The 20,918-nt window shown below is 68.1% G+C and carries 20 protein-coding genes; 10 read left to right on the top strand and 10 right to left on the bottom strand.

What is annotated here, in order from left to right:
* Positions 1-13: 13 nt before the first annotated feature.
* A complete protein-coding gene (locus ACZYZ3_RS04305; RefSeq protein WP_463962605.1) occupies positions 14-829 on the top strand; it encodes an IclR family transcriptional regulator domain-containing protein in 816 nt (271 codons plus the stop codon).
* A gap of 6 nt (positions 830-835) precedes the next feature.
* Here the strand turns inward: ACZYZ3_RS04305 and ACZYZ3_RS04300 are convergent, their stop codons facing one another.
* On the bottom strand, positions 836-1,075 hold the full coding sequence (locus ACZYZ3_RS04300) for a hypothetical protein (protein WP_463962604.1): 240 nt from the start codon (positions 1,073-1,075) through the stop codon (positions 836-838).
* 228 nt (positions 1,076-1,303) lie between these two features.
* On the opposite strand from ACZYZ3_RS04300, the gene ACZYZ3_RS04295 reads away from it, so the two are divergent.
* On the top strand, positions 1,304-2,251 hold the full coding sequence (locus ACZYZ3_RS04295) for a diacylglycerol/lipid kinase family protein (protein WP_463962603.1): 948 nt from the start codon (positions 1,304-1,306) through the stop codon (positions 2,249-2,251).
* Between the two features lie 27 nt (positions 2,252-2,278).
* Here ACZYZ3_RS04295 and ACZYZ3_RS04290 read toward each other — a convergent pair whose 3' ends face one another.
* On the bottom strand, positions 2,279-3,163 hold the full coding sequence (locus ACZYZ3_RS04290) for an ACT domain-containing protein (protein ID WP_463962602.1): 885 nt from the start codon (positions 3,161-3,163) through the stop codon (positions 2,279-2,281).
* Between the two features lie 63 nt (positions 3,164-3,226).
* A complete protein-coding gene (gene mscL, locus ACZYZ3_RS04285) occupies positions 3,227-3,760 on the bottom strand; it encodes a large conductance mechanosensitive channel protein MscL (protein ID WP_463962601.1) in 534 nt (177 codons plus the stop codon).
* Between the two features lie 232 nt (positions 3,761-3,992).
* Between mscL and ACZYZ3_RS04280 the strand changes: the two genes are divergently transcribed.
* Genes ACZYZ3_RS04280 through ACZYZ3_RS04270 form a run of 3 tightly spaced genes read left to right on the top strand, consistent with a single transcriptional unit; the run spans position 3,993 to position 7,286 of the window.
* Positions 3,993-4,952 carry an ABC transporter ATP-binding protein gene (locus ACZYZ3_RS04280; RefSeq protein WP_463962600.1) on the top strand — a complete coding sequence of 320 codons (960 nt, stop codon included), beginning with the start codon at positions 3,993-3,995 and terminating at the stop codon, positions 4,950-4,952.
* Position 4,953: 1 nt separating this feature from the next.
* Entirely contained in the window at positions 4,954-6,126 is a 1,173-nt protein-coding gene (locus ACZYZ3_RS04275; RefSeq protein ID WP_463962599.1) for an ABC transporter permease, read from the top strand.
* Positions 6,123-7,286: an ABC transporter permease gene (locus tag ACZYZ3_RS04270; protein WP_463962598.1), complete on the top strand. Its 1,164-nt coding sequence runs from the start codon at positions 6,123-6,125 to the stop codon at positions 7,284-7,286. Before ACZYZ3_RS04275 ends, ACZYZ3_RS04270 begins: the two co-directional genes overlap by 4 nt.
* A 78-nt stretch (positions 7,287-7,364) precedes the next feature.
* On the opposite strand, the gene ACZYZ3_RS04265 is transcribed toward ACZYZ3_RS04270, so the two are convergent.
* Complete coding sequence (locus ACZYZ3_RS04265) at positions 7,365-8,645, bottom strand: MFS transporter (protein ID WP_463962597.1); 1,281 nt, start codon at positions 8,643-8,645, stop codon at positions 7,365-7,367.
* Between the two features lie 204 nt (positions 8,646-8,849).
* On the opposite strand from ACZYZ3_RS04265, the gene ACZYZ3_RS04260 reads away from it, so the two are divergent.
* Together ACZYZ3_RS04260 and ACZYZ3_RS04255 are read left to right on the top strand one after the other, a co-directional pair.
* Positions 8,850-9,629, top strand: coding sequence for an IclR family transcriptional regulator (locus ACZYZ3_RS04260; RefSeq protein WP_463962596.1), 780 nt, complete (start codon positions 8,850-8,852; stop codon positions 9,627-9,629).
* Positions 9,630-9,722: 93 nt separating this feature from the next.
* Positions 9,723-10,913, top strand: a complete 1,191-nt coding sequence (locus ACZYZ3_RS04255; RefSeq protein ID WP_463962595.1) for a 4-hydroxybenzoate 3-monooxygenase — start codon at positions 9,723-9,725, stop codon at positions 10,911-10,913.
* Between the two features lie 41 nt (positions 10,914-10,954).
* Here ACZYZ3_RS04255 and ACZYZ3_RS04250 read toward each other — a convergent pair whose 3' ends face one another.
* The 3 genes from ACZYZ3_RS04250 to ACZYZ3_RS04240 form a co-directional block, all read right to left on the bottom strand.
* Positions 10,955-12,724: an ABC transporter permease gene (locus ACZYZ3_RS04250; RefSeq protein ID WP_463962594.1), complete on the bottom strand. Its 1,770-nt coding sequence runs from the start codon at positions 12,722-12,724 to the stop codon at positions 10,955-10,957.
* Between the two features lie 38 nt (positions 12,725-12,762).
* Positions 12,763-13,830 (bottom strand): ABC transporter ATP-binding protein, encoded by a 1,068-nt coding sequence (locus tag ACZYZ3_RS04245; RefSeq protein WP_463962593.1) that lies wholly within the window; start codon positions 13,828-13,830, stop codon positions 12,763-12,765.
* Positions 13,831-13,917: 87 nt separating this feature from the next.
* Positions 13,918-15,000 carry an extracellular solute-binding protein gene (locus ACZYZ3_RS04240; RefSeq protein WP_463962764.1) on the bottom strand — a complete coding sequence of 361 codons (1,083 nt, stop codon included), beginning with the start codon at positions 14,998-15,000 and terminating at the stop codon, positions 13,918-13,920.
* A gap of 328 nt (positions 15,001-15,328) precedes the next feature.
* Here ACZYZ3_RS04240 and ACZYZ3_RS04235 point away from each other — a divergent pair, with 328 nt between their 5' ends.
* Positions 15,329-15,721: a nuclear transport factor 2 family protein gene (locus ACZYZ3_RS04235; RefSeq protein WP_463962592.1), complete on the top strand. Its 393-nt coding sequence runs from the start codon at positions 15,329-15,331 to the stop codon at positions 15,719-15,721.
* Between the two features lie 501 nt (positions 15,722-16,222).
* Here the strand turns inward: ACZYZ3_RS04235 and ACZYZ3_RS04230 are convergent.
* The 3 genes from ACZYZ3_RS04230 to purB form a co-directional block, all read right to left on the bottom strand.
* Positions 16,223-16,726: a GNAT family N-acetyltransferase gene (locus ACZYZ3_RS04230; RefSeq protein ID WP_463962591.1), complete on the bottom strand. Its 504-nt coding sequence runs from the start codon at positions 16,724-16,726 to the stop codon at positions 16,223-16,225.
* Between the two features lie 94 nt (positions 16,727-16,820).
* On the bottom strand, positions 16,821-17,492 hold the full coding sequence (locus ACZYZ3_RS04225) for a histidine phosphatase family protein (protein ID WP_463962590.1): 672 nt from the start codon (positions 17,490-17,492) through the stop codon (positions 16,821-16,823).
* Entirely contained in the window at positions 17,489-18,931 is a 1,443-nt protein-coding gene (gene purB, locus ACZYZ3_RS04220; RefSeq protein WP_463962589.1) for an adenylosuccinate lyase, read from the bottom strand. Before purB ends, ACZYZ3_RS04225 begins: the two co-directional genes overlap by 4 nt.
* A 196-nt stretch (positions 18,932-19,127) precedes the next feature.
* Here purB and ACZYZ3_RS04215 point away from each other — a divergent pair, with 196 nt between their 5' ends.
* Both ACZYZ3_RS04215 and ACZYZ3_RS04210 read left to right on the top strand, forming a co-directional pair.
* Entirely contained in the window at positions 19,128-19,460 is a 333-nt protein-coding gene (locus ACZYZ3_RS04215; protein ID WP_463962588.1) for a hypothetical protein, read from the top strand.
* Positions 19,460-20,890 carry a hypothetical protein gene (locus ACZYZ3_RS04210; protein WP_463962587.1) on the top strand — a complete coding sequence of 477 codons (1,431 nt, stop codon included), beginning with the start codon at positions 19,460-19,462 and terminating at the stop codon, positions 20,888-20,890. Before ACZYZ3_RS04215 ends, ACZYZ3_RS04210 begins: the two co-directional genes overlap by 1 nt.
* Positions 20,891-20,918 lie beyond the last annotated feature (28 nt).

The raw sequence follows: 20,918 nt of genomic DNA, 5'->3' as shown, positions 1-20,918 counted from the left end.
GAGAGGCAAGGAAATGATTGACGCAGCAAAGGGCGCCAAGGCCGGTGGCGCGCCGGTGGCCAGTGACCAGTACGTGCAGTCGCTGGCGCGCGGCCTGGCGGTTATCCGCGCCTTCGACACGGACCATCCGAAGATGACGCTGACTGAAGTGGCGGCCCGGACGGACCTCACCCGGGCCACGGCGCGGCGGTTCCTGTACACGCTCGTGGAGTTGGGCTATGTCCGCACCGACGGCAAGATCTTCGCGCTGACCGCCAAGGTGCTGCAGCTCGGCTACGCCTATCTGTCCGGGCTGTCGCTGCCGCAGCTCGCCCAGCCCCACCTCGAGGAGCTCTCGATCCGGCTGGGGGAGTCGACGTCGGCCGCCGTGCTGGAAGGCACGGACATCGCCTACATCGCCCGGGTGGCGACGCGCCGGATCATGACCGTCGGCATCACCGTCGGTACCCGGTTTCCGGCGTACGCCACTTCGATGGGCCGGGTGCTGCTGGCCGCCCTGCCGCCCGCCGAGCTGCAGGACTACCTGGCCAGCACTGACATCCGGCCCCTCACCCCGCTGGCCATCGGGACGCGCGAGGGACTGCTCGCCGAGCTGGCCACGGTGAGGGGGCAGGGCTGGTGCCAGCTGAACCAGGAACTCGAGCTCGGGCTGATGTCGATTGCCGCGCCGGTCCACGACGGCCCCAAGGTCGTCGCCGCCATCAACGTGTCATTGCAGGCCCAGGCGGTCGCGAGCAGGCCCGACCCGGCGGCCTACCTGGACTCGGTGCGGGCGGCGACCGTGGCCGCCGCCGAAGTCATCTCCGCGGACCTGTCCGCCGGGCGTTAGGGCAGCTCAGCTGGAAGGGTCCGTCGCCGGGGCGGTGGAGACCGTGATGGTGACCCCGGCTTCGTCGTCCCGGATCAACAGACGCAGGTCCTTGCCCACAAGGGAGGCGTGGATGTCCTCGCTGTCCGCTGGGGCGATCTGCTCCGCCAGCCGCGTGACCGCCCGCGCCATGGCGCGGCCCCAGTCGTGGGGATCGGTGCTGGACGCTTCGGCCTCGGCCGAGTAGTTCTCGTGTGCTTCGGACATGTACTCCCGCTTCCCGCCCCTGGAGTGCGGCCTGTCAGGCTGATCCGGACAGGCAGCCGGCCCAAAAATGGCTTGGGACGGCAGGCTCCAGTACTTGAGCATGGCCAGTCTAGTGACTCCGGCGCGCGGACGTCCACGCTTCGCGCCCCGGCTGCCGAAGTTACGCGCGGAATCCCGCTAGGATTTCAATCCGGGACACCCCACTCCCCCTTGCCTCCGAAGGACGCCATGCCAGAGAACAGTTCAGCGCCTGACAGCACCCCCCAGGTCAGGCGCGCCGCCGTAATCATCAACCCCGCCAAATCCATTGGCCCGTCGCTCCAGGGCGCCATCCTCCGGTTGTGTGAAACGCAGGGATGGGCCGAGCCGCTCTGGCTCGAAACAACGGTCGAAGACCCGGGCACCGGCCAGGCGCGCCAGGCCCTGGAGGCCAAGGTCGACGTCGTCATTGCCGCCGGCGGCGACGGCACCGTGCGTTGCGTCGCCGAGGTCCTCGCCGGCACCGGAACACCGATGGGCCTGGTGCCGCTGGGAACCGGGAACCTCCTGGCCCGCAACCTCGGTGTGGTCATCACCGATCCCGTCTCGGCCTGTTACGACGTGCTCAACGGCAGCGAAACAGCCATCGACGTCGTCAAGGCGCGGCTGAACCACTCGGACGAGGAGCAGGTGTTCCTGGTGATGGCCGGACTCGGCTACGACGCCGCGATCATGGCCGACACCGTCGATTTGCTCAAGGACCGCATGGGCTGGCTTGCGTACGTGGAGGCGGGCATCCGCAAACTCCCCGGCAAACCGGTCAAGGCCAAGATCAGCGTCGACGGCGGGGAACCCGTCCGCCGCAGGATCCGCAGCGTCATGATCGGCAACTGCGGCCGGATCATGGGCGGAGTTGAGATCTTCCCGGCCGCCAAGGTCGACGACGGCGTCCTGGACCTGCTGGTCCTGGCCCCGCGCGGCCGGCTGGGCTGGCTGGGGGTTGTTGCCGGGATCTTCGGCCGGAACAAGCGCGAGACCGAATCAGTGGAATACTTCCAGGGAAAATCCGCCGAGATCACCCTGGAGCACGAGCAGGAGTTCCAGCTTGATGGTGACCACCTCGGCACCGGGACGCATCTCGCCGTGGCCGTTGAACGCGACGGCCTGAAGATCCTGATGACCACCGCCGCCCCTTAGCCTTGCCTGGAGGTCAGGTCTTCGCTGTCACCGGCCGGCGGCCGGGCTGTGCGCGAGAATCTCGGCGAGCTCGGCCAGCCTGTGCGCCCTGGCGGATTCCGCCGGGGTGAAGGGTTCGCCGGGACGGACGAAGGTGATCGGACCGTGCCAGGCGGTCGGGATCCTCAGCACGGTTCCGTCCGGGGCCGGCGTCGTGCCCGCCCCGGCAGAGGCGGCCGCGGTGCCCGTGTCCGGCCGGGCCTCGATCCGTGCGCGCAGGAGTTCAGCGACCGCCAGTGGCAGTTCCGCCGGGTTGGCCGCGATCCTGGCCGCAAGGCTCAGCGCCCCGGTCTGCCCGTCAGCCATGGCCAGCGCCGTCGTGGGCCAGACATGCGGGTCGGTGCCGCCGCCGTCGCGCAGGGCCTTCAGCAGCTCCGCTTCGCCCAGCTCGCCGGGCGCGGACAGCACGAACTCGTCCAGCACGCCGCCGTCGACCGGGTGGACATGGATGCTCAGGATGTTGGTGTCCAGCCTGGCCAGCGACTGCGTGAGTTTCTGCAGTGCCCCCGGCCGGTCCTTCAGCACCGTGCGGGCCCGCCACAGGGCCGGTGCGGCGCCGAGCCGGCGGCGGTGCCGCAGTGCGGGGGCGTGCAGCCAGCGCCGCAGCATCCGCGCCGCGGACGGTTCCGCGACCCAGATGACCAGGACGGTGGCAGTCAGCGTGAGGACCAGAACCTTCGCCACATAGGACAGGGGCGTCCCCACCACCGCGGCATGCACAGCCAGCTCGATCGGCAGCATCACTGCGACGTTGGCCAGGGTCAGCCGGGTCTTGGTCGGTTCGGGCATCTGGCCGCAGACTTCGCAGCTCAGTTCGGAGGGGGCCGGGTCCGGTGTTCCGCCGAGTTTCCTGCCGCGGGCTGAGGGCTTCATGGGTCCCATGATGTCGGGCGGCTGTTACCGGCCTATTGCCGGGCGATGACGATTCCGCTCCGCCTAGCGGCCGCGTCCGCCGGACGCTTGGACAGTCTGATCGACGGTGCTCCCGCCGGTCGGTGCGCCGGTGCGGTCCAGGACCTGTTCTGCGTCCCGGGTCAGGGGGTGGCCGGACGTCCGCCCCGTGCCCGCGCCGGCCAGCTGGGCCAGCAGGTCACGGATTTCGGCCAGCAGCGCGGTGTCCGCCGGGAGCGGCTTATCTTCCGGCTCCGCTGTGGCGAGGCGCTTCTTGACCAGATGGTTGATCCGGTTCATCGGCGCCACGAAGATGAAGTAGACGACCCCGGCCGTGATCATGAACGTGACGAAAGCCGTGATGACCGCGCCGAAGTTGAGGAAGGTCTTCTCGTTTCCCGGCCAGATGGGAAAGCCCAGCCCGTTGGTATCGACCCCGCCGGCCGCCGCGATGATCGGGTTCACGATGTTCGAGGTGAACGCGCCGACCAGGGCGGTGAAAGCGGTGCCGACAACGACTGCGATGGACAGTTCGATCACGTTGCCGCGCAGGATGAAGTCCTTGAATCCTTTGAGCATGGGTCCTCCGGTGTGCCTTGATGTAGTTCTGTGTGCCGTGTCCCGGGTGCGGGGAACAACCGCTAGACGCTATCACTTCTCCCGACCCGGCCCGTCCCCGACCCGGCTGGCCCGCAACCAGGCCCGTCCACTGGCGCACGGGGGACACGGCACCGGGTCCAAGGTCCCTGTCTATTGCCCGGCCGGACCCCGAGGCTAGTCTGGACTAAACGAAAGCGTTGGGGGATTGCTGGTGGATGTACTACGGACACAAACCAGGGACGTGCTGGACGTCAGCGGACTGGTCAGGCACTATGGGGAGCTGACCGCCGTCGACGGCGTTTCCTTCCAGATCCGCACCGGCGAGACTTACGGGCTACTGGGACCCAACGGCGCCGGCAAGACCACCATCATCTCCATGGTCGCGGGCCTGATCCCCGCCAACGGGGGAACCGTCCGCGTGGCGGGCCGGGCCATGACCCCGTCCGAGACGGAGGCCAAGCGAGTTATCGGCCTGGTCCCGCAGGAACTGGCCATCTACCCGGATCTGACCGCGCGGGAGAACTTGAAGTTCTTCGGACGGCTGCAGGGGCTCAGCGGCAGGGAGCTCACCCAGCGCACCAGCGAGGTGCTGGAGCTGATCGGCCTGAGCGACCGTGCCGGTGACCTGACCAAGAAGTATTCAGGCGGCATGAAGCGCCGGCTGAACATCGGCATCGGCCTGCTCCACCGCCCAGCCCTGCTGATCCTGGACGAACCGACGGTCGGGGTGGATCCGCAGTCCCGCAACGCCATCCTCGAATCCGTGGAAAGGCTCTCCGGCGAGGGCATGGCGGTGCTCTACACCACGCACTACATGGAGGAGGCCGAGCGGCTCTGCGACCGGATTGCGATCATTGACGAGGGCCGGATCCAGGCCGAGGGGACCCGGGACGAGCTGATCACACTCACCGGCGGTGTGGACCGGATCAACCTGCGCGGCAGCGGCAGCATGTCCCGGGCCTCGGAGGCCCTGCGCGGGCTGCCGGCCGTCCAGCACGTCGACAACGACGGGGCCGGACTTATCCTCACCGTCAGCGACGGACCCACCGCACTCGCAGGGATCGTGACCGGCGCCGGGCTGGCCGGAATGTCCGTTGCGTCGGTAGAGATTGTCCGGCCCGACCTGGAGTCCGTCTTCCTGCACCTGACCGGCAAAGCGCTGAGGGACTGAGATGCCCGGTCTGTGGATCATGGTCGCGAACGACCTGCGCCAGCGCATCCGGGACAAGTCCGTCTTCATCTTCTCCCTCATCGTCCCGCTCGCGCTCATGGGGGTGTTGAGCCTGGTGTTCGGCGGACTCGGTGAGGACACCGTTGACCTGCAGCCGGCCACCGTCGTCGCCAGCGCGGACGACGCCGACCAGCTGGGTGCCGCGCTGCTGGGCGCCGTTGGTTCACTTGAGATCATGGATGTCACCATCAAGCGGGTTCCCGCCGCGGACGTCCGCCACGAGACCGGGGCCAGCGGCGCCGACCTCGGCATCATTATTCCCGAGGGCTTCAGCAACGCGGTGCTCTCCGGACGGGCCGCGTCGGTCCAGCTGGTCGAGGGTGACAACGCCTCGCTGGAATCCGGCGTGCTGATCTCCGTGGTCCAGGGGGTCGTGGACCAGTTCGCCGCCGGCACGGTGACCGCCGCCGCGGGCGGCCTTTCCGGCCTGCCGCAGCAGGATCTCGCGGCGCTTGCCCGGCAGGCCGCGGCCGGACCGGCCCTGCTCACCCTGGCTGAAGGGCAGGCCGCCGCGGAACAACTCTCGCTCCGCGGCACGCTCGTGGCGGGCCAGGCCGGGCTGTTCCTGATGTTCACCGTCGGATTCGGAGTGCTGGGGCTGCTCGCGGAGCGGGAGCAGGGGACCCTGGCCCGGCTGCGGTCGATGCCTGTCACCAGCGCCGCCGTGATCACGGCCAAGGCCTGCACCGGCTTCATCCTGGGCGTCGTTGCCACCGCCGTCCTGCTCACCGCCGGTTCCCAGCTGTTCGGCGTCTCCTTCGGCTCCCCGCTCGTGGTGGCCGCGCTGATTCTGAGCGTCGTGACTGCCGCGACCAGCCTGACGTTCGTCGTCGCGCGGCTGGTCCGGACGGCGGAGCAGGCCAACGCGGCGCAGTCCATCCTGGCGATGGTGCTGGGGATCGCGGGGGGCGCCTTCTTCCCGGTCGAGGGCACCGGCTTCGCTGCAACGTTGCTGGACCTCAACCCGATCGGTGCGTTCATCCGGGGCCTCGGGATCTCGGCCGGGGGCGGAAGCCTCGGGGACGTGACGGGTCCGGTCGCGGTCATGCTGGCGTTCGCCGCGGCCGGGTTGCTCCTCTCGCGAGTCCTCCCGGACCGGGGGGCGCAGGCATGAGCGCCGTGGTCGCGATCGCCGCCGTGGAGCTGCGGCGTTTTCTGCGGGACAAGTCGAACCTCTTTTTCGTCTTCATCTTTCCGCTCATACTCATCCTGCTGCTCGGTTCGCAGTTCGGTGCCGGCAGCGGCCAGCCCCGGGTGAGCATCGCCGGACCCGGCAGTTCGCTCGCCCAGGCCCTGACCGCCGAGCTGGAGTCCTCCGGCGTCGACGTCACGGCAAGCGGCGCGGACGCGGCCCGGGCGGACCTCAGTCGCGGCCGCACCGACGTCGGCGTTTTCCTTGAGGACGCCGACGCGGACGCTTTCGACGCCGGGCAGCCGGCGGAGCTCGACGTGGTGATGGCCTCGCAGTCCTCCGCCCAGCCTGTGCTGCAGCTGGTCCGCAAGGCTATGCAGGCGGTGGGTCTGGACCGGGGCCAGCTCGCTGCCCTGACCGTCGCCGGAATCCCCGAGGAGCAGGCCCGCACCGCCCTGGAACGGGCCGCCGCGCAGGTGGCGGCGCCGACGGTGGAGATCGTGGACACCGGCGACGTCGTGCAGGAGTTCCGGGGACTGGGGAAGTTCGATCTCGGCGCCTCGCAGCAGCTGCTGCTCTTTATCTTCCTCAGCTCACTCACCGGCGCGGCCACCCTGATCCAGGCGCGGCGCTTCGGTGTCGTCGGCCGGACCATGTCCGCCCCGGTGTCCAGCGGCCAGGTCGTGGCCGGGCAGGCACTGGGACGCTTCGCCATCGCCTTCGTCCAGGGCGGATTCATCATGGTCGGCACCGCGTTGCTGTTCGGCGTCGACTGGGGCAACCCGTGGCTCTCTGCGCTCGTGCTGGTGCTTTTCTGCGCCGTCTCGGCAGCCGCCGCGATGATCGTCGGCTCGGTGATGGACAACGACACCGCCGCCGCCGGCGTGGGCGTGGGGGGCGGGCTCGTCCTGGCGGGCCTGGGCGGCTGCATGGTGCCGCCCGAGTTCTTCCCGGAAACGCTGGCCGCGATCTCCTTCGCCACGCCGCACCGCTGGGCCTATGAGGCGCTGGCCGCCATCCAGCGCCAGGACGGCACCCTCGGTGACGTCCTGCCCGAGCTGGGCGTGCTGGCCGGCATGGCCGCCGCGCTGCTCGTGCTGGGCGCCTGGCTCCTGCGCCGGAGCCTCAGCCGGGCCCTGTAGCGGCGGTGACGGCCCTGAACCCGCCAACGGACGCCGACGATTTCATCCCCGACTGCCAGTTCGGCTCCGAGATGTCCATCACCCGGCGGTATGCTCGCCCGGATCTTCGGGGCGCCGCCTGGCGCCCAAGGCCTCCCCGGGGGCCGGCTCCCCTGCCAGGGGCGCCTCGTGGGAAATCCGCTGCGGCACAATGGCCAGCGCCGCCACGGCAATCACGGCAGCTCCAGCAAAGGTGTAGAAACCCCACGGGTAGGCGATGCCGGCTGCCACCAGGGTCCCCGTCACGGCGGGGCCGAGGATCGCACCCAGTCTGCCGACGCCGGCAGAGTAGCCCAATGCCGTGGCCCGCAGACGGCTGGGGAAGAGCTGGCTCACCCAGGCGTACACGAGGACCTGGGAGCTGAAAACGAAGACGCCGGTGACGAACACCGCCGCGTTGAGGAGCAGCTCGTTCTGAATCTTGATGCTCAGCACGGCAAGGAGGACAGCCGACAGGCCGAACCAGAGCAGCACCACCTTTTTTGCGCCGTGTTTGTCCGCGAGGATGCCAGCGATGACGAGCCCGACGACGGCGCCAACGTTGAGCACCAGAAGTTGCCCGATGCCCGCGGCGATGGAGTAGCCCGCCGAAGCCATCAGCTGCGGAAGCCATGTGTTCAGGCCGTAGACGAGCAGGAGCCCCATGAAGGACGCGACCCCGATGCCGGCTGCCACCACGGGGTAGGGCTTCCTTGCGAGGTCGCGGAAGCTTGCCGCCTCCGTAGGTTCGTTCGCCTCCTTGACCGGGGGCAGGGACTCGGGCAGCTTGAACCACAGGAACGGCAGGAGCGCCAGCCCGGCCATGCCGCCGATCACAAACATTGTCCGCCAGTTGGGGATCAGCAGGAGTGCCAGGAAGGCAGTGATGACGGCACCGACGTGGTAGCCGGTCATGGTTCTCGTGGTGGACCGGCCGGCCGAGCCCTCCTTGGTGGCGTAGTCGTTCATGTAGGCCAGCGCGGCGGGCAGGCAGGCGCCGAGACCCAGGCCGGCCAGCAGCCGGAACGTGCTGAACACAAGGACGTTCGGGGCGATCACCACCGCGAGGGTGAACACGGAGAACCAGGCGACGCAGGCGATCAGCAGCCGGCGGCGGCCGAACCGGTCCGAGAGCGGGGCGATGAAGAGCGCGCCCAGCCCCACGCCCACCAGGGAAATCGTCGCGGCAAGGGTGGCTCCCACGGCGTCGAACCCGAGTTCCTGCGTTTTGATCAGCGTCGGGATGACGGTGCCCAGCACCACCAGATCGAAGCCGTCAAGCACCATGGCCAGCCAGCAAAGCCAGACGGGCCAGCGGGAAGTGCGGTCAGCGGACGTCATTGGCATGGCAACCTCAAAGGTAGGGCTCGGCGTCGAGCGGGTGGGAAGGCTAAGTCCGGAGCGGCGGGTTCCGGTGCGCGTCAACGGGCACTTCGGCTGCTTCCGACACGAGAGTTCTATCACCACCACGTGTAATCTGGGACACTACAAACCGTTCAATGGAATGCCGGGGTCACCCCGTGACGTTCCCAGGAAGCAGGAATCGTGGCCAACTCGAGCACAGGGGACTCGGTGGTGGACCGCGTGGTCAGGGTGATCTCGGCGTTCCCCGCGGGCGTCACCGTGCTCCCGCTCTCCGAGCTCGCGGACCGGGCCGCACTACCGCTGAGCACCGCCCACCGTCTGGTCCGGCAGCTGGCCGGGCACGGGCTCCTGGAACTGGGCAGCGGGGGATCCGTCCGGCTCGGCCTGCGCCTGTGGGAACTCGTCAACCGGAATTCGCCCACCCTGGCCCTCCGCCAGGCCGCCATGCCTTTTATGGAGGACATCCAGCAGGTGCTGAACCAGAACGTGAACCTGGCCGTGCTGGAGGGCTGGGAAGCGCTGTTCGTCGAGCGCCTCTCCCGCCGCGGCTCCGTGGCGAACCGGGCCCAGATCGCCGGACGGATGCCGGTGCACGTGTCATCTGCCGGGCTGGCGCTGATGGCCAATCAGCCGGCGCCGGTCCAGGCGGCGTACCTTCACCAGTTTCACGATCCTGCCGGCAAGGTCCAGCCGGGGGACGTCCGCATCCTGCTCCAGGAAACGGCCCGACACGGCTTTGCCCAGCTGGCCGGCGTCGTGGACCCGGACACCTGGGGGATTGCCGTCCCCGTGCGGGACGCGAGACACCGCACAGTGGCGGCGCTCGGCGTCGTGGTTCCCCTGCACGAGGTGCGGCTCCAGGCGCTGGTCCCGGCCCTGCAGACCGCTGCCCGCGGGATCGGCCGGCAGCTGCAGGGCGCAACGGGGGAGAATGAATTCCATTCAGCGGAATCCGTGTAACTTCCATCACGTGTCCGGGCGCACACTGGAGCCAGAAAACCACACGGCACCCGGCGCCCACCGGCCGGGGCCCCGCAACGAAGCGAGGACACCATGGCACACCGCAAGGTCATCACCACCCAGGTCGCCATCATGGGCGCCGGCCCGGCAGGGCTGATGCTTTCCCACCTGCTGGCCCAGCAGGGAATCGACTCCACCGTAATCGAGATCCGCAGCCACCAGGAAATCTCGGAAACCGTCCGCGCGGGCATCCTGGAGCACGGCTCCGTGAACATGCTCGTGGACAGCGGCGTCTCGGATCGCGTCCTGCGCGACGGCGACCGGCACGACGGCATCGAACTGCGCTTCAACGGCGAGAGCCACCGGATCGACTTTCAGGACCTCGTCGGCGAGTCCGTCTGGCTCTATCCCCAGACCGACGTTTTCCTCGACCTCGCCGCACGCCGCCAGGCCGACGGCGGCGACGTCCGGTACAGCGTCACCGACACCACGGTCCATGACCTCGAAGGCGCACCGAAGGTCTGGTTCACCGATGCCGACGGCGTGGAATGGGAGCTGCGGGCTGACTTCATCGCCGGAGCGGACGGCTCGCGCAGCCACAGCCGTTTCCAGATCCCCGAGGCCCAGCGCAAGTGGTACTTCCACGAGTACCCCTTTGCCTGGTTCGGAATCCTGGCCGAAGCACCGCGCAGCTCCGACGAACTGATCTACGCCAACTCCGAGAACGGCTTTGCCCTGATCAGCCAGCGGACCGAGACCGTCCAGCGGATGTACTTCCAGTGCGACCCGAACGAGGACGTCAACAACTGGAGCGAGGACCGGATCTGGGATGCGTTCCGCAGCCGGGTCAACGGCAACGGCTTCGAACTCAAGGAGGGGCCGGTCATCGACAAGACGGTCCTGAAGTTCCGCAGCTTCGTGCACGCCCCGATGCGGCACGGCAAGCTGTTCCTCGCCGGCGACGCCGCCCACACCGTCCCCCCGACCGGGGCCAAGGGCCTGAACCTGGCGCTGCACGACGTCAAGGTGCTGTTTGAAGGTCTCGACAGTTTCTACAAGACCGGGAACACCGTGCTCCTGGATGCCTACAGCGACCGCGCCCTGGACCGGGTGTGGAAGGCCCAGCAGTTCTCCTACTGGATGACGTCCATGCTGCACACCCCGGTGGATGCGGGCGACTTCGCCCGTGCGCGCCAACTCGGCGAGCTCAACTCGGTGGTCTCATCCCGCCACGGCCGGGCCTACCTCGCCGAGGCCTACACCGGCTGGCCGGGTGCGCACTGACACCGGGTGCGCACTGACACCGGCGCCCGGCGCCCGGCGGGCTAGGGGACGCGCACCGATTCGGCCGGCGCGGCTTCGACCAGGACCGGCGTCGCACTCCCCTTATTCGTTCCTGCCCCCGCGGCTTTGGCGGACTTCCGGCCCGCCCGGCCGTAGACCAGATACATCGTCACACCCGTGATGACCATGAGCAGCACCGTGTAGACAAAGGTGTTGGAGACCCCGTCGACACCCTCGGCGCCGTCCGTGTTGGCCTTGATCACCAGGCCCAGGGGCTGGTACAGCGGATGGGCCAGGAAGATGGCGGTGTCGTAGTCGTCCAGCATGCTGTTGAAGTTGAGCGCCGTGATCGCCGCGGCTGCCGGCAGGACGATCGGCAGCAGGATCCGGCGGAACACGTACAGCGTTTTGGCCCCCATGATGTTGGCAGCTTCTTCGAGCGAGGAGTTGACGGAGGTGAAGGAGGCCTTGAGCATCCGCAGTGTGAACGGGATCTTGACGGTCACGAAGGCGATGAGCAGGATCACCGTGGTCCCGGTCAGGACGGCGCCGCCCACCAGCGGATTCGGGTGGTCGTAGCTGAGGATCAGGCCCAGGGCGAGCAGGGCGGAGGGGAGAATCCACGGGATGTGGAGGAGGTACTCCACGACCGACGTCACCCAGTTGCGGTATTTCTGCAGGAGCCGGGCCACAAAGAGCAGGCCTCCGACGGCGATCAGCGCGGCCAGTGCGCTGTAAACGATGCTGATGATGAACGGCCGCAGGCCCGAGGGCTGGGTGAGAACCCGGCTGTAGTTATCGAGGGTCAGGCTCCCCGGCAGCAGCTGGCCGGTCTGGATCGCGGCGCCGTCGGCAAAGGAGTACAGCACGATCAGCACCACGGGCAGCGTGTAAACGGCGAACAGCAGGTACGCGGCGGTGTGGACAAGAGCGTTGGCCACGGGATTGCGGATTTGCTGCTTCTGCAGTCCGGAGGAGACTTTTGAAACCGAGAAGTACGTTCCGCCCTTTTCCATCCGGGTCATGACCGCCAGCATCAGGATGGTGGCCACACCGAGGATCACGGCGAGCAGGGCTGCGAGGTCCCTCGACGTCGGGCTATTGCTGAAGGTGAGAATCATTGGCGTGATGGTCTGGAATTCCCGGCCGCCGAGGACCTGCGGTGCGCTCAGGGCTCCGAGGCCGGTCAGGAACGAGAGGACGGTGACGGCGAAGAGTGTCGGCTTGAGCATCGGCAGGACGATCCGCCGAAGGATGGTCCAGGTGGAGGCCCCCATGTTCCGGGCCGCCTCGATGGTCTGGTAATCCACGCCCTTCAGCGCGTTGGTGACGAACAGCATGTGGTTCGTCGTGGTGGCGAACGTCATGACGGCCAGGACGGCAAAGAAACCGGAAAACCAGCCGGGATCCATGCCGGGAAACAATCCCACCAGGAAACCGGTCACGATCCCCTTGTCCCCGTAGATGAACTTGTAGCCCGCCGCCAGCACAATGCCGCCGTAAATGAAGGTGGTGGCGTAACCGAGGAACAGGACCCTTGAGCCGCGGATCCTGAAGTACTGGGTCACCAGCACAATGAAGATTCCCACCACGTTGACCGTGATGGACAAGGCGACCGCCAGCAGGAAACTGTTGCCCAGGGCTTTCATTGCCCGCTGGGAGGAGAAGAGCTTTTCGGCGGCGCGCCCGGAGAAGCTCCCGTCCGGGAAGAAGGTCTGGATCAGCACATTGGCATTGGGCCAGACGAGAAAAGCCGCAATGAACCAGGTCAGTACGATCCCGACGATCAGGACTGCGGGGGAACGGAGCATGCTCCGGGTGCTCCCGCCGTTCGAGCCGCCCCCCGTGCTCACAGGCTGGTCACTTCCTGCAGACGGTTTCCGAGTGAGACACCTGTTTCCGGATGGTACTGGAGGACATGGGAGGGCTGGACATACACCGTGGTCTGGCTGCCCGTGGCCGGATGGGTCCCGCCATCCTCCTTCACCAGCAGCCGGATATCGGCGTCGTGGCAGCGGACGATGAACCGGCTGTGCAGGCCGTGATAGGTCTTCGAGACGACGGTTCCCTGCACGGGGACAGCCGAGCCGTTGCCGCCGGCGGGATCCAGCGATGCCTTTTCCACGCGAAGGTAGGAGTTGGCCGTGGGATCGAGGACGTGACTTGACTGCCGGTTCAGCTCGGCGACGAACCCGGCGGTCAGGCGTGAACTGTCCCCGATGAAATTGCAGACGAACTCGGTGGCGGATTCGTCGTAGATGCTCTGCGGAGTGCCAATCTGCTCCACCACCCCCTTGTTGAAGACGGCCACCCGGTCACTCATCGCCAGGGCCTCGTCCTGGTCATGGGTGACGTAAACCGTGGTGATGCCGAATTCGCTCTGGAGATCCTTGAGCTGCTGCCTGAGCTGGTGGCGAAGCTTGGCGTCCAAATTGGAGAGCGGCTCATCGAGCAACAGGATCTTGGGCTGCAATACGAGCGCCCGGGCGACGGCGACGCGCTGCTGCTGTCCGCCGGAGAGCTCTGCCACGTTTTTGCGCAGCTGGTCCTCGGACAGGTCAACCCGCCGGGCGATGTCGCGGACGAGGCGGTCACTTTCGGCCGGCTTCTCCTTGCGCACGCGGAGGCCGAAGGCGATGTTCTCCCACACGCTCATGCTGGGGAACAGGGCATAGTTCTGGAACACCATGCCGACCTGGCGCTTATCGCTCGGGAGCCGGGTGACGGCCTTGCCGTCGACGTAGACCTCCCCGGCGGACGGCTCAATGAATCCCGCCAGGGTGCGGAGCGCGGTTGTCTTTCCGCAGCCCGAGGGTCCAAGCAGCGTGAAGAATTCCCCCGGTTCCACCTGGAGATCGAGGTTGGGGATGGCGGTGAAGTCGCCGAAGGTGACTTCGATGTTCTCGAAACGGATCATGGCAACCTGTCCTGTGCTGGCGGCGAAGCGGGGTATCTGGCGGTAAAGGCATGGGCTGCAGCCGGCCGGCCGCAGCCCATGCACGGGTCAGCTCATGTATTCCAGTTCGATCTTTTCCACCCAGGCGCCCATGTTCTCCTGCACGAAGTTCCAGTCGATGTCCTGCTGTTTGAGCGTGTTGAAGAATTCGACGACTTCGGGCTTGGCCCTGGCCGCGGCTGCCTTGTTGACCGGCATGGAGTTGAACTGCTGGGCCCATTCACCCTGGGTCTTCGCGCTGCCGAACCAGTCGATGAACTTCAGGGCCTCATCCTGCTTGTCGGTTCCCTTCACCAGGGCAACCTGCTCGATGGCCAGCGGCACTCCAACGGAAGGCATCACAGTCGCCACGTCGACGTTAAACGACTTTTCACGTTCGGGAATGACTGAGGAGGCCATCTGTCCCATGTCCGTCTCCCCCGAGGCGATGCGGGCGAAAAGGTCGGTCTTGGCCACTGCGGGCGTCCCGTTCTTGAAGTACGCTTCGACCTGCTTCCACCCTTCGTCCGAGACGCCCAGGTCGCCGCCGTCGTCCTTGTAGCGCGTCAGAATGCCAGCGAAGACCAGCTGCGCGGTGGCCGTCCCGAGGCCGGTGACCCGCTCGTAGCGGGATTTGAACTTGTCCTGGGTCCACAGATCGGTCCAGTCCTTGGGGGCCTCGTCCGCGCTGAACTTCTCCGTGTTGTAGCCGAGGAGGATGGCCTGCTGGACCAGCGGCCAGTACGCCTTGCTGTCGGACTGGTCACCCTTGGCGGTGTCGACTTCCGCGGACCAGGCGGGGGTGAACGGTGCGATGGCGCCGGCTGCCTTGACCTGCTCGAAGTACATGTTGTTGAGCCCGAAGGCGACGTCCGCGATCGGATTGTTCTTCTCCGCGATCAGCTTGTTGGTGGCGTCCGCGCCGCCGGCGCCGACGATTTCGATCTTGAAGCCGGCCGCTGCTGCCTTCGTCGTCAGCCACTCGCCGCGGCCTTCACCGTTGGAATTGGTGTAGACGATCAGTGTCTCGCCGGAGGGCGGCCCCGAGGGGGCGACGGCGGCGGGTCCGGTAGCTGTTCCGGACGCGGCGGGGGCTGCGGCGCCCGCTCCACAACCGGAAAGAAGGGCGACGGCGACGGCGCCGGCAACCATGGTTTTCAATCTGCGCACGGGTGAGACTCATTTCTGAACGGGGCCAGATGGCATTTGTCCGGCCAGCCTATAGCGGCGGACGCCGGATTTAGCGGTCATGACTATCAAATCGATAAAATAGCCTGACCTTGGCCACCGAGTCTGGTGCGTCCGGGTGAACGTCCGGCGCCCGCGGCGTCAACCCGCGGTGAACATCCGGGAGCGCCCTGCTTTCCCGCAGGTTCGCCGGCCGCGTTCCCGGCGGTGACAGGGATCCCTCGACATGCCCGGGGACCAGGAATAGCCTTTATTCGTCCCAACCGACAAAGATGACGGAAAGGTGCCCGACATGGGAACTGCAGAGAATGTTGAACTGGTCCGGCGGGGGTACGAGGCCTTCAACGCAGGAGATATGGCGACCCTCAGCGAGTTGTTCGCGGAGAACGCAGTCTGGCACGTTGCCGGAAGTGGCGTTCTGTCGGGGACCAAACAGGGGCGTGATGCTGTCCTGGCGTACTTCGGTGAACTGGGAGCACGCACGCAGGGGTCCTTCCAGGCCACTGTCCAGGACATTGTCGGCGGGGAAAACCACACGATAGCGATCCATCAGACCCGCGGAGAAAGCAACGGCAAAACCTTGGACCTGGCCACTGTCATCGCGTTTGTGATCCGCGGGGGAAAGATTGCGGAGGGGCGGGAGTTCTCCGAAGACACGGCCAAGACCGACGACTTCTGGACCTGACGGGACAGCCGGTTCGGCCCGCAACGGACGCGGGAGCCCTAGGCCCCATCTCGACCAGTCCAGCTGGGGCGAACGCAGCAGGGCCAGGCTCAGCCCCTATCTTGCGTTGCGCGGCATCATCGACGAACCGGTGCCGCCCGGCGGCGGCGGTGAATACTGGGGGCGCGGGCAGCTGTTCGGCATCACGCCCGCGTCCCGCGGCCGGACCTACTGGTATGCCTCCTACCGGTCGGGACTGGGTTCCGGTGGCATCGACGTCGAGGCGACCCTGGCGCACGCCCGGGCACGGTTGTCCGGCCGGGCGGCCGGAATAGGCCGCGTCCTGGCGGCCGCGTCCTGGCGGCCGCGACTCCGCGGCAGACGCTGGCACAACGGGTGTGGACGGTGCCCTTCCCCGGCAGCTACCAGCGGGACGGTGCGGTGCTGGTGGGGGATGCGGCGCACGGCATGACCCCAAACCTGGGTCGGGTGCCGGCTGACGGCGTCGAACGCTGAGCCGGTTCAGGCCATGGCGGTGCGTGCGGCACTGTGCGAGTCGATCGCTTTCTCGTAGCAGTAGGAGTGCTCCACCCCGATGTACGGGCCGAAGTTCGGCACCGGCACGAAGCCGGAGTTCTGGTAGAACTGCCTGCCGTCAGTCTGCACCGAGCCGGCCTCCGCGGTGATGACTGTGATGCCGAGGCTGTGCGCGTGCGCTTCCAGGGCCGCGAGGATGGAGCTGGCCACGCCGGAACCGCGGGTATACGGGAGCACGTAGAGCCGCTTGATCTCGGCGGTGTGCGCGTCGAGGATGCGCAGGCCGCCACAGCCCACAGGCTGTCCGGACGCCTTGTCGTGGGCGACGAGGAACACAGCCGTGTCAGCCTCCGACGGCGGCGGGCCGGGTTCGTGGTCGCTCGTGCCGAAGCGGGCATCGAGTTCGGACTGCTGGGCTGCGCGGAGATCCGCGCCCACCGGGTTGGCCCAGGTGACCTGCCGGATGGTGAGCCGCGGGTTCGTCTGCATGGCTGCCTCGCTTCGCCGAAGGGTTATGCAGATCGACGTTAGGCACCGCCGGTTTCGGCCGTGTTTCCTGCGCGTAAGGGTTCGGAGAATTCCGCTACAGCCTGCCGCCGGCGGGGTCCTCCGCCGTCGGGTCCACCAGTGCCAGGCCGCCGACCGGACTGTCGTCCCAGTGGATGAGCCGCCAGCCGGCGTCGGGATCCCCTTCCAAAGCCACAATCCCTGTGTTGGCGAGGACGTGGCGGGCAGCGAAGCCGGCCTCCACATTGCCGGCCCGAAGCCCCGCCCAGACGCGGATCGCGGCGCCGTGGCTGACCACGGCCACCGTCGCGGCGTCGCCGGTCGCTGCGGCCGCGGCGGCGATCTGTGTGATCGAGGCGTCGTAGCGTTCGAAGAAGTCGTGCCCGCTGGGCCCGGCCGGCATCCTGCGGTGCAGTTCCCCGGCCGCCCAGCCAAACACGGTGCCGAGGTAGCGCAGGTGCGATTCCTTGTCGGTGAGCTTCTCCAGGGACCCGGCTTCGATCTCCCGCAGGCCCTCCAGCACCTCGACCTCCAGGCCGCGGAGGCTGGCGAGCGGCGCGGCCGTGACCTGGGTGCGGATCAGCGTGGAGGCATAGAGAAGGTCGATCTGCTCATTCGCCAGGGACCGCGCCAGCGCGGCGGCCTGCCGTTCGCCGAGCGCGGTGAGCCCGGGGCCCGGGTGGGCAGTGTCCAGCTGGCCCAGGACGTTTCCCGGTGTCTGGCCATGGCGGATAAGCAGAAGCCTCATGCCAGGTGGTCCACCAGCTTGTCCGCGATGCCCGTGTACTTGCCCGGGGTGAGTGCCAGCAGCCGAGCTTCGGCGTCCGCCGACAGGCCCAGGCCCTGGACGAATTCCTGCATCCTGGCCGCATCGACGCGCTGCCCGCGGGTCAGGTCCTTGAGCCGCTCGTAGGGGTTTTCCATGCCTTCGACGCCGGCGATGGCCTCGGCGCGCATGACCATCTGGATGGCCTCGCCAAGGACTTCCCAGTTGGTGTCGAGGTCCGCCGCCAGCACGTCCTCCGCAACTTTCAGACGGTCCAGGCCCTTGGCCACATTGGAGATGGCGAGCAGGGAATGGCCGAATGCCACGCCGATGTTGCGCTGCGAGGAGGAATCGGTGAGGTCCCGCTGCCAGCGGGAGGTGACCAGGGTGGAACCCAGGACATCCAGCAGCCCGGAGGAAATCTCCAGGTTCGCCTCGGCGTTCTCGAAGCGGATCGGGTTGACTTTGTGCGGCATGGTGGAGGAGCCGGTGGCGCCCGCGACCGGGATCTGCACGAAGTAGCCGATCGAGATGTAGCTCCAGATGTCCGTGCAGACGTTGTGCAGGACCCGGTTGAACCGTGCGACGTCAGCGTACAGTTCCGCCTGCCAGTCGTGGCTTTCGATCTGCGTGGTCAGCGGGTTCCAGCTCAGGCCCAGTCCTTCGACGAAGCTCTTGGCGACGTGCTCCCAGTCGGCGCCGGGGACTGAGGCCACGTGCGCCGCGTAGGTGCCGGTGGCGCCGTTGATCTTGCCGAGGTACTCGGTCCGGGCGATGCGGTCCAGCTGGCGGGTCAGGCGGTGCGCGATGACGGCCAGTTCCTTGCCGAGGGTGGTGGGGGTGGCCGGCTGGCCGTGCGTGCGCGAGAGCATCGGCACGGCCCGGTTGTCCCCGGCCATGGCGCTGATCTGTGCGACCAGCTGCCGGGCGGAGGGCAGCCAGACGTCCTCCACGGCGCCCTTGATGCCCAGGGCGTAGGAGAGGTTGTTGATGTCCTCGGAGGTGCAGCCGAAGTGCACCATGGCGGTCAGGTGGTCGATCCCGATCCCGGGCAGGCGGCGTCCGATGTAGTACTCGACGGCCTTGACGTCGTGCACGGTGACGGCTTCGATGTCAGCCAGCTCGGCAACCGAGCCGGCGTCGAATTCGGTGACGACGGCTCGCAGCTTCTCCTGCTGCTCTGCCGTCAGCGGTCCGGCGCCGGGGAGCACGCTGGTGCCCGTCAGGTGGATGAGCCATTCCACCTCGACGGCGACCCGGTCGCGGTTGAGGGCGGCCTCGGAGAGATAGTCGACCAGCGGCGCGACGGCGGACTGGTACCGGCCGTCCAGCGGGCCGAGCGCGATCTGTTGTGAAGACGCGGCAAGGGCCAGGCGTCCGGACGGCGTGCGGGTATCGGCTGTGGCGGCAGTTTCAGGCATGCCCCGATTCTTTCACGAAGTCCCGCCGCGCCTTAAGCGCGCCGATCCATGTGACTTCCGGCCGGGATTTCGCGGTGCTCCCCTGCGGTTCCACCGGCAGTTGTCCACATGGCCGCGCGGGGAGCTTCAGATCGCGCGCCGGGACCCCTAACGTCGACGTTATGACCAGCGGGAGCGCCCACACACCAGCGACAACGTGAACACCGGCAACAACGCCGGGGGCGGCGGGCCGTCCGCGGGGGGTGTCCGGGCCTCTGATGCCGCAACGTGCGCCTCGCGCAGCTACGAGGTCCAGCAACTTGCCGCCCGGGTGGGCGCCTGCGCAGACCGCACCGATGCTGTGCTGGCCCGGTTGGTCCGCGTCGAATTGCAGAGCTGGCAGTCCCCGGCCGGGCGCGCCTACCGGACGGCGGTGTCCCTGCAGGCGGCGTCCCTGCGTCGGTGCCGGGCAGCCCTGGAGGAGGCCGCTGCCGCCGTACTCCGGCACGCCCGGAACGTGGCACTGTCCCCGGGGCGGCCGGGGCCCTGATGGCGGAGGTTTCGCCGGCCGGCGCCGGGGGAGTGCCCAACCCCGCCGCTCCGGTGGATGGGATGCTGCGGATCCGGGGCGGAGTGGGCGGCCTCAGTTTCTCGTTCGAGGAGCTGCTGGCAGGGGCCTCGGCCCTGGACGGGGTCGTCCGGGAACTGGCGGAAGCGGAGGCGGAGGCAGAACTGGTGCGCCGCGCCCTGTTCCCCTACCAGTTTGATTCGTACTCCTCCGGCAGCACTGCGATTACCGCCGTCGGGGAGGGAGCCCGGGCCCTCGGCCGCGTCCGGACGGAGCTCGAGCGTCTCTGCGCTGAGGTCCGGGCGAGCCACCGGGAGTACGAGTCCGCCGAAGCCACGAACACCCTGCTCCTGCGGATCGGTCGGACCGGACCCGGATACGGGCCACTGTGGGGGCTGGCTGGTCTGCCGCCGCTGACCGTCCGCGACACGGTGGAGGACGAGTTCTCGCTGGCGCCCGGAAGGCTGGCGTTGCTGCTGGGTCTGCCGGCGGGCGTTTCAGCGGCAGGGGGACCGGCGGGCGGTGTCCGGGCCGCGATCCGCGGTTTGACGGACGCGCCGGGCCTGGACTTCCTGCGGCCCCGGCCCGTCTGGATCGCGGGCCGGGAGACCCGGACGGAGGAGGCCGATGTCTCCCCGGCCGGGCTGCTGCTGCGGGCCGGGGCCGTCGGCCGGAGCAGCGGCGATATCGAGGTCCTCCAACTGGGGGAGCACGGCAACCGCGCCTGGGTGGTGATCATCCCCGGAACGCAGCTGGACGGACTGCCGAAGGGCACCAATCCCTTCGACGCCGCCGGCATTGCAGAGGGCCTCGGCTACGACTCGGCCCAGACCACCGCGGCCATCCGTCAGGCCCTGGCGGAGGCCGGCGCCGAGGCGGGCGACCAAGTGGCCGCCGTCGGCTACAGCCAGGGCGGCATCCACGCCATGAACCTCGGCCGTGACAAGGCGTTTTTGGCCGACTACGAGCTCAAGTTCGTGCTCACGGCAGGTTCCCCGGTGGGCGGGATCGAGCCCGGGCCAGGCACCGGCAGCCTGCACCTAGAGCACGAGCAGGACTGGGTGCCCGGGGCGGACGGGACGCCCAACCCCGACCTCAAGGATCGGGTGACCGTCACTTTGACCACTCCGATCCCCGAACGCGAATGGCTGGAGCCAGGGATGGGGCCAGGCCACGCCATGGGCCGCTACGCAGACGGCGCCCGGGACGTCGCGGCCAGCCAGGATCCGTCACTCCAGGCCTCGACCGCCGCGCTCGCGGCCGTGGTCGGCGCGGGCGGAACCGCTACGGTGACCCGCTTCTCGCTCCGGCGGGAAGCCATGCCGACCCAGCCGGGAACGCCCGTCGCCCCGGGGCCGCGGCGCAGCCCGGGAGGAACTCCCCCGGATTCCGCCCGGCAGCCAGCGGCCTAGGGACCTATTCCCGCGCCTCGTTCCCGCC

Source organism: Pseudarthrobacter linnaei (genome assembly GCF_055412825.1).
This window is presented reverse-complemented; position numbering and strand designations above follow the sequence as displayed.

Bases quoted from the DNA above. Each gene is read 5' to 3' on its own strand.
- ACZYZ3_RS04305 (WP_463962605.1), top strand. From the start codon at position 14: ATGATTGACGCAGCAAAGGGCGCCAAGGCCGGTGGCGCGCCGGTGGCC.
- ACZYZ3_RS04300 (WP_463962604.1), bottom strand. From the start codon at position 1,075: ATGTCCGAAGCACACGAGAACTACTCGGCCGAGGCCGAAGCGTCCAGC.
- ACZYZ3_RS04295 (WP_463962603.1), top strand. From the start codon at position 1,304: ATGCCAGAGAACAGTTCAGCGCCTGACAGCACCCCCCAGGTCAGGCGC.
- ACZYZ3_RS04290 (WP_463962602.1), bottom strand. From the start codon at position 3,163: ATGAAGCCCTCAGCCCGCGGCAGGAAACTCGGCGGAACACCGGACCCG.
- mscL (WP_463962601.1), bottom strand. From the start codon at position 3,760: ATGCTCAAAGGATTCAAGGACTTCATCCTGCGCGGCAACGTGATCGAA.
- ACZYZ3_RS04275 (WP_463962599.1), top strand. From the start codon at position 4,954: ATGCCCGGTCTGTGGATCATGGTCGCGAACGACCTGCGCCAGCGCATC.
- ACZYZ3_RS04270 (WP_463962598.1), top strand. From the start codon at position 6,123: ATGAGCGCCGTGGTCGCGATCGCCGCCGTGGAGCTGCGGCGTTTTCTG.
- ACZYZ3_RS04265 (WP_463962597.1), bottom strand. From the start codon at position 8,645: ATGACGTCCGCTGACCGCACTTCCCGCTGGCCCGTCTGGCTTTGCTGG.
- ACZYZ3_RS04255 (WP_463962595.1), top strand. From the start codon at position 9,723: ATGGCACACCGCAAGGTCATCACCACCCAGGTCGCCATCATGGGCGCC.
- ACZYZ3_RS04250 (WP_463962594.1), bottom strand. From the start codon at position 12,724: ATGCTCCGTTCCCCCGCAGTCCTGATCGTCGGGATCGTACTGACCTGG.
- ACZYZ3_RS04245 (WP_463962593.1), bottom strand. From the start codon at position 13,830: ATGATCCGTTTCGAGAACATCGAAGTCACCTTCGGCGACTTCACCGCC.
- ACZYZ3_RS04240 (WP_463962764.1), bottom strand. From the start codon at position 15,000: ATGGTTGCCGGCGCCGTCGCCGTCGCCCTTCTTTCCGGTTGTGGAGCG.
- ACZYZ3_RS04235 (WP_463962592.1), top strand. From the start codon at position 15,329: ATGGGAACTGCAGAGAATGTTGAACTGGTCCGGCGGGGGTACGAGGCC.
- ACZYZ3_RS04230 (WP_463962591.1), bottom strand. From the start codon at position 16,726: ATGCAGACGAACCCGCGGCTCACCATCCGGCAGGTCACCTGGGCCAAC.
- ACZYZ3_RS04225 (WP_463962590.1), bottom strand. From the start codon at position 17,492: ATGAGGCTTCTGCTTATCCGCCATGGCCAGACACCGGGAAACGTCCTG.
- purB (WP_463962589.1), bottom strand. From the start codon at position 18,931: ATGCCTGAAACTGCCGCCACAGCCGATACCCGCACGCCGTCCGGACGC.
- ACZYZ3_RS04210 (WP_463962587.1), top strand. From the start codon at position 19,460: ATGGCGGAGGTTTCGCCGGCCGGCGCCGGGGGAGTGCCCAACCCCGCC.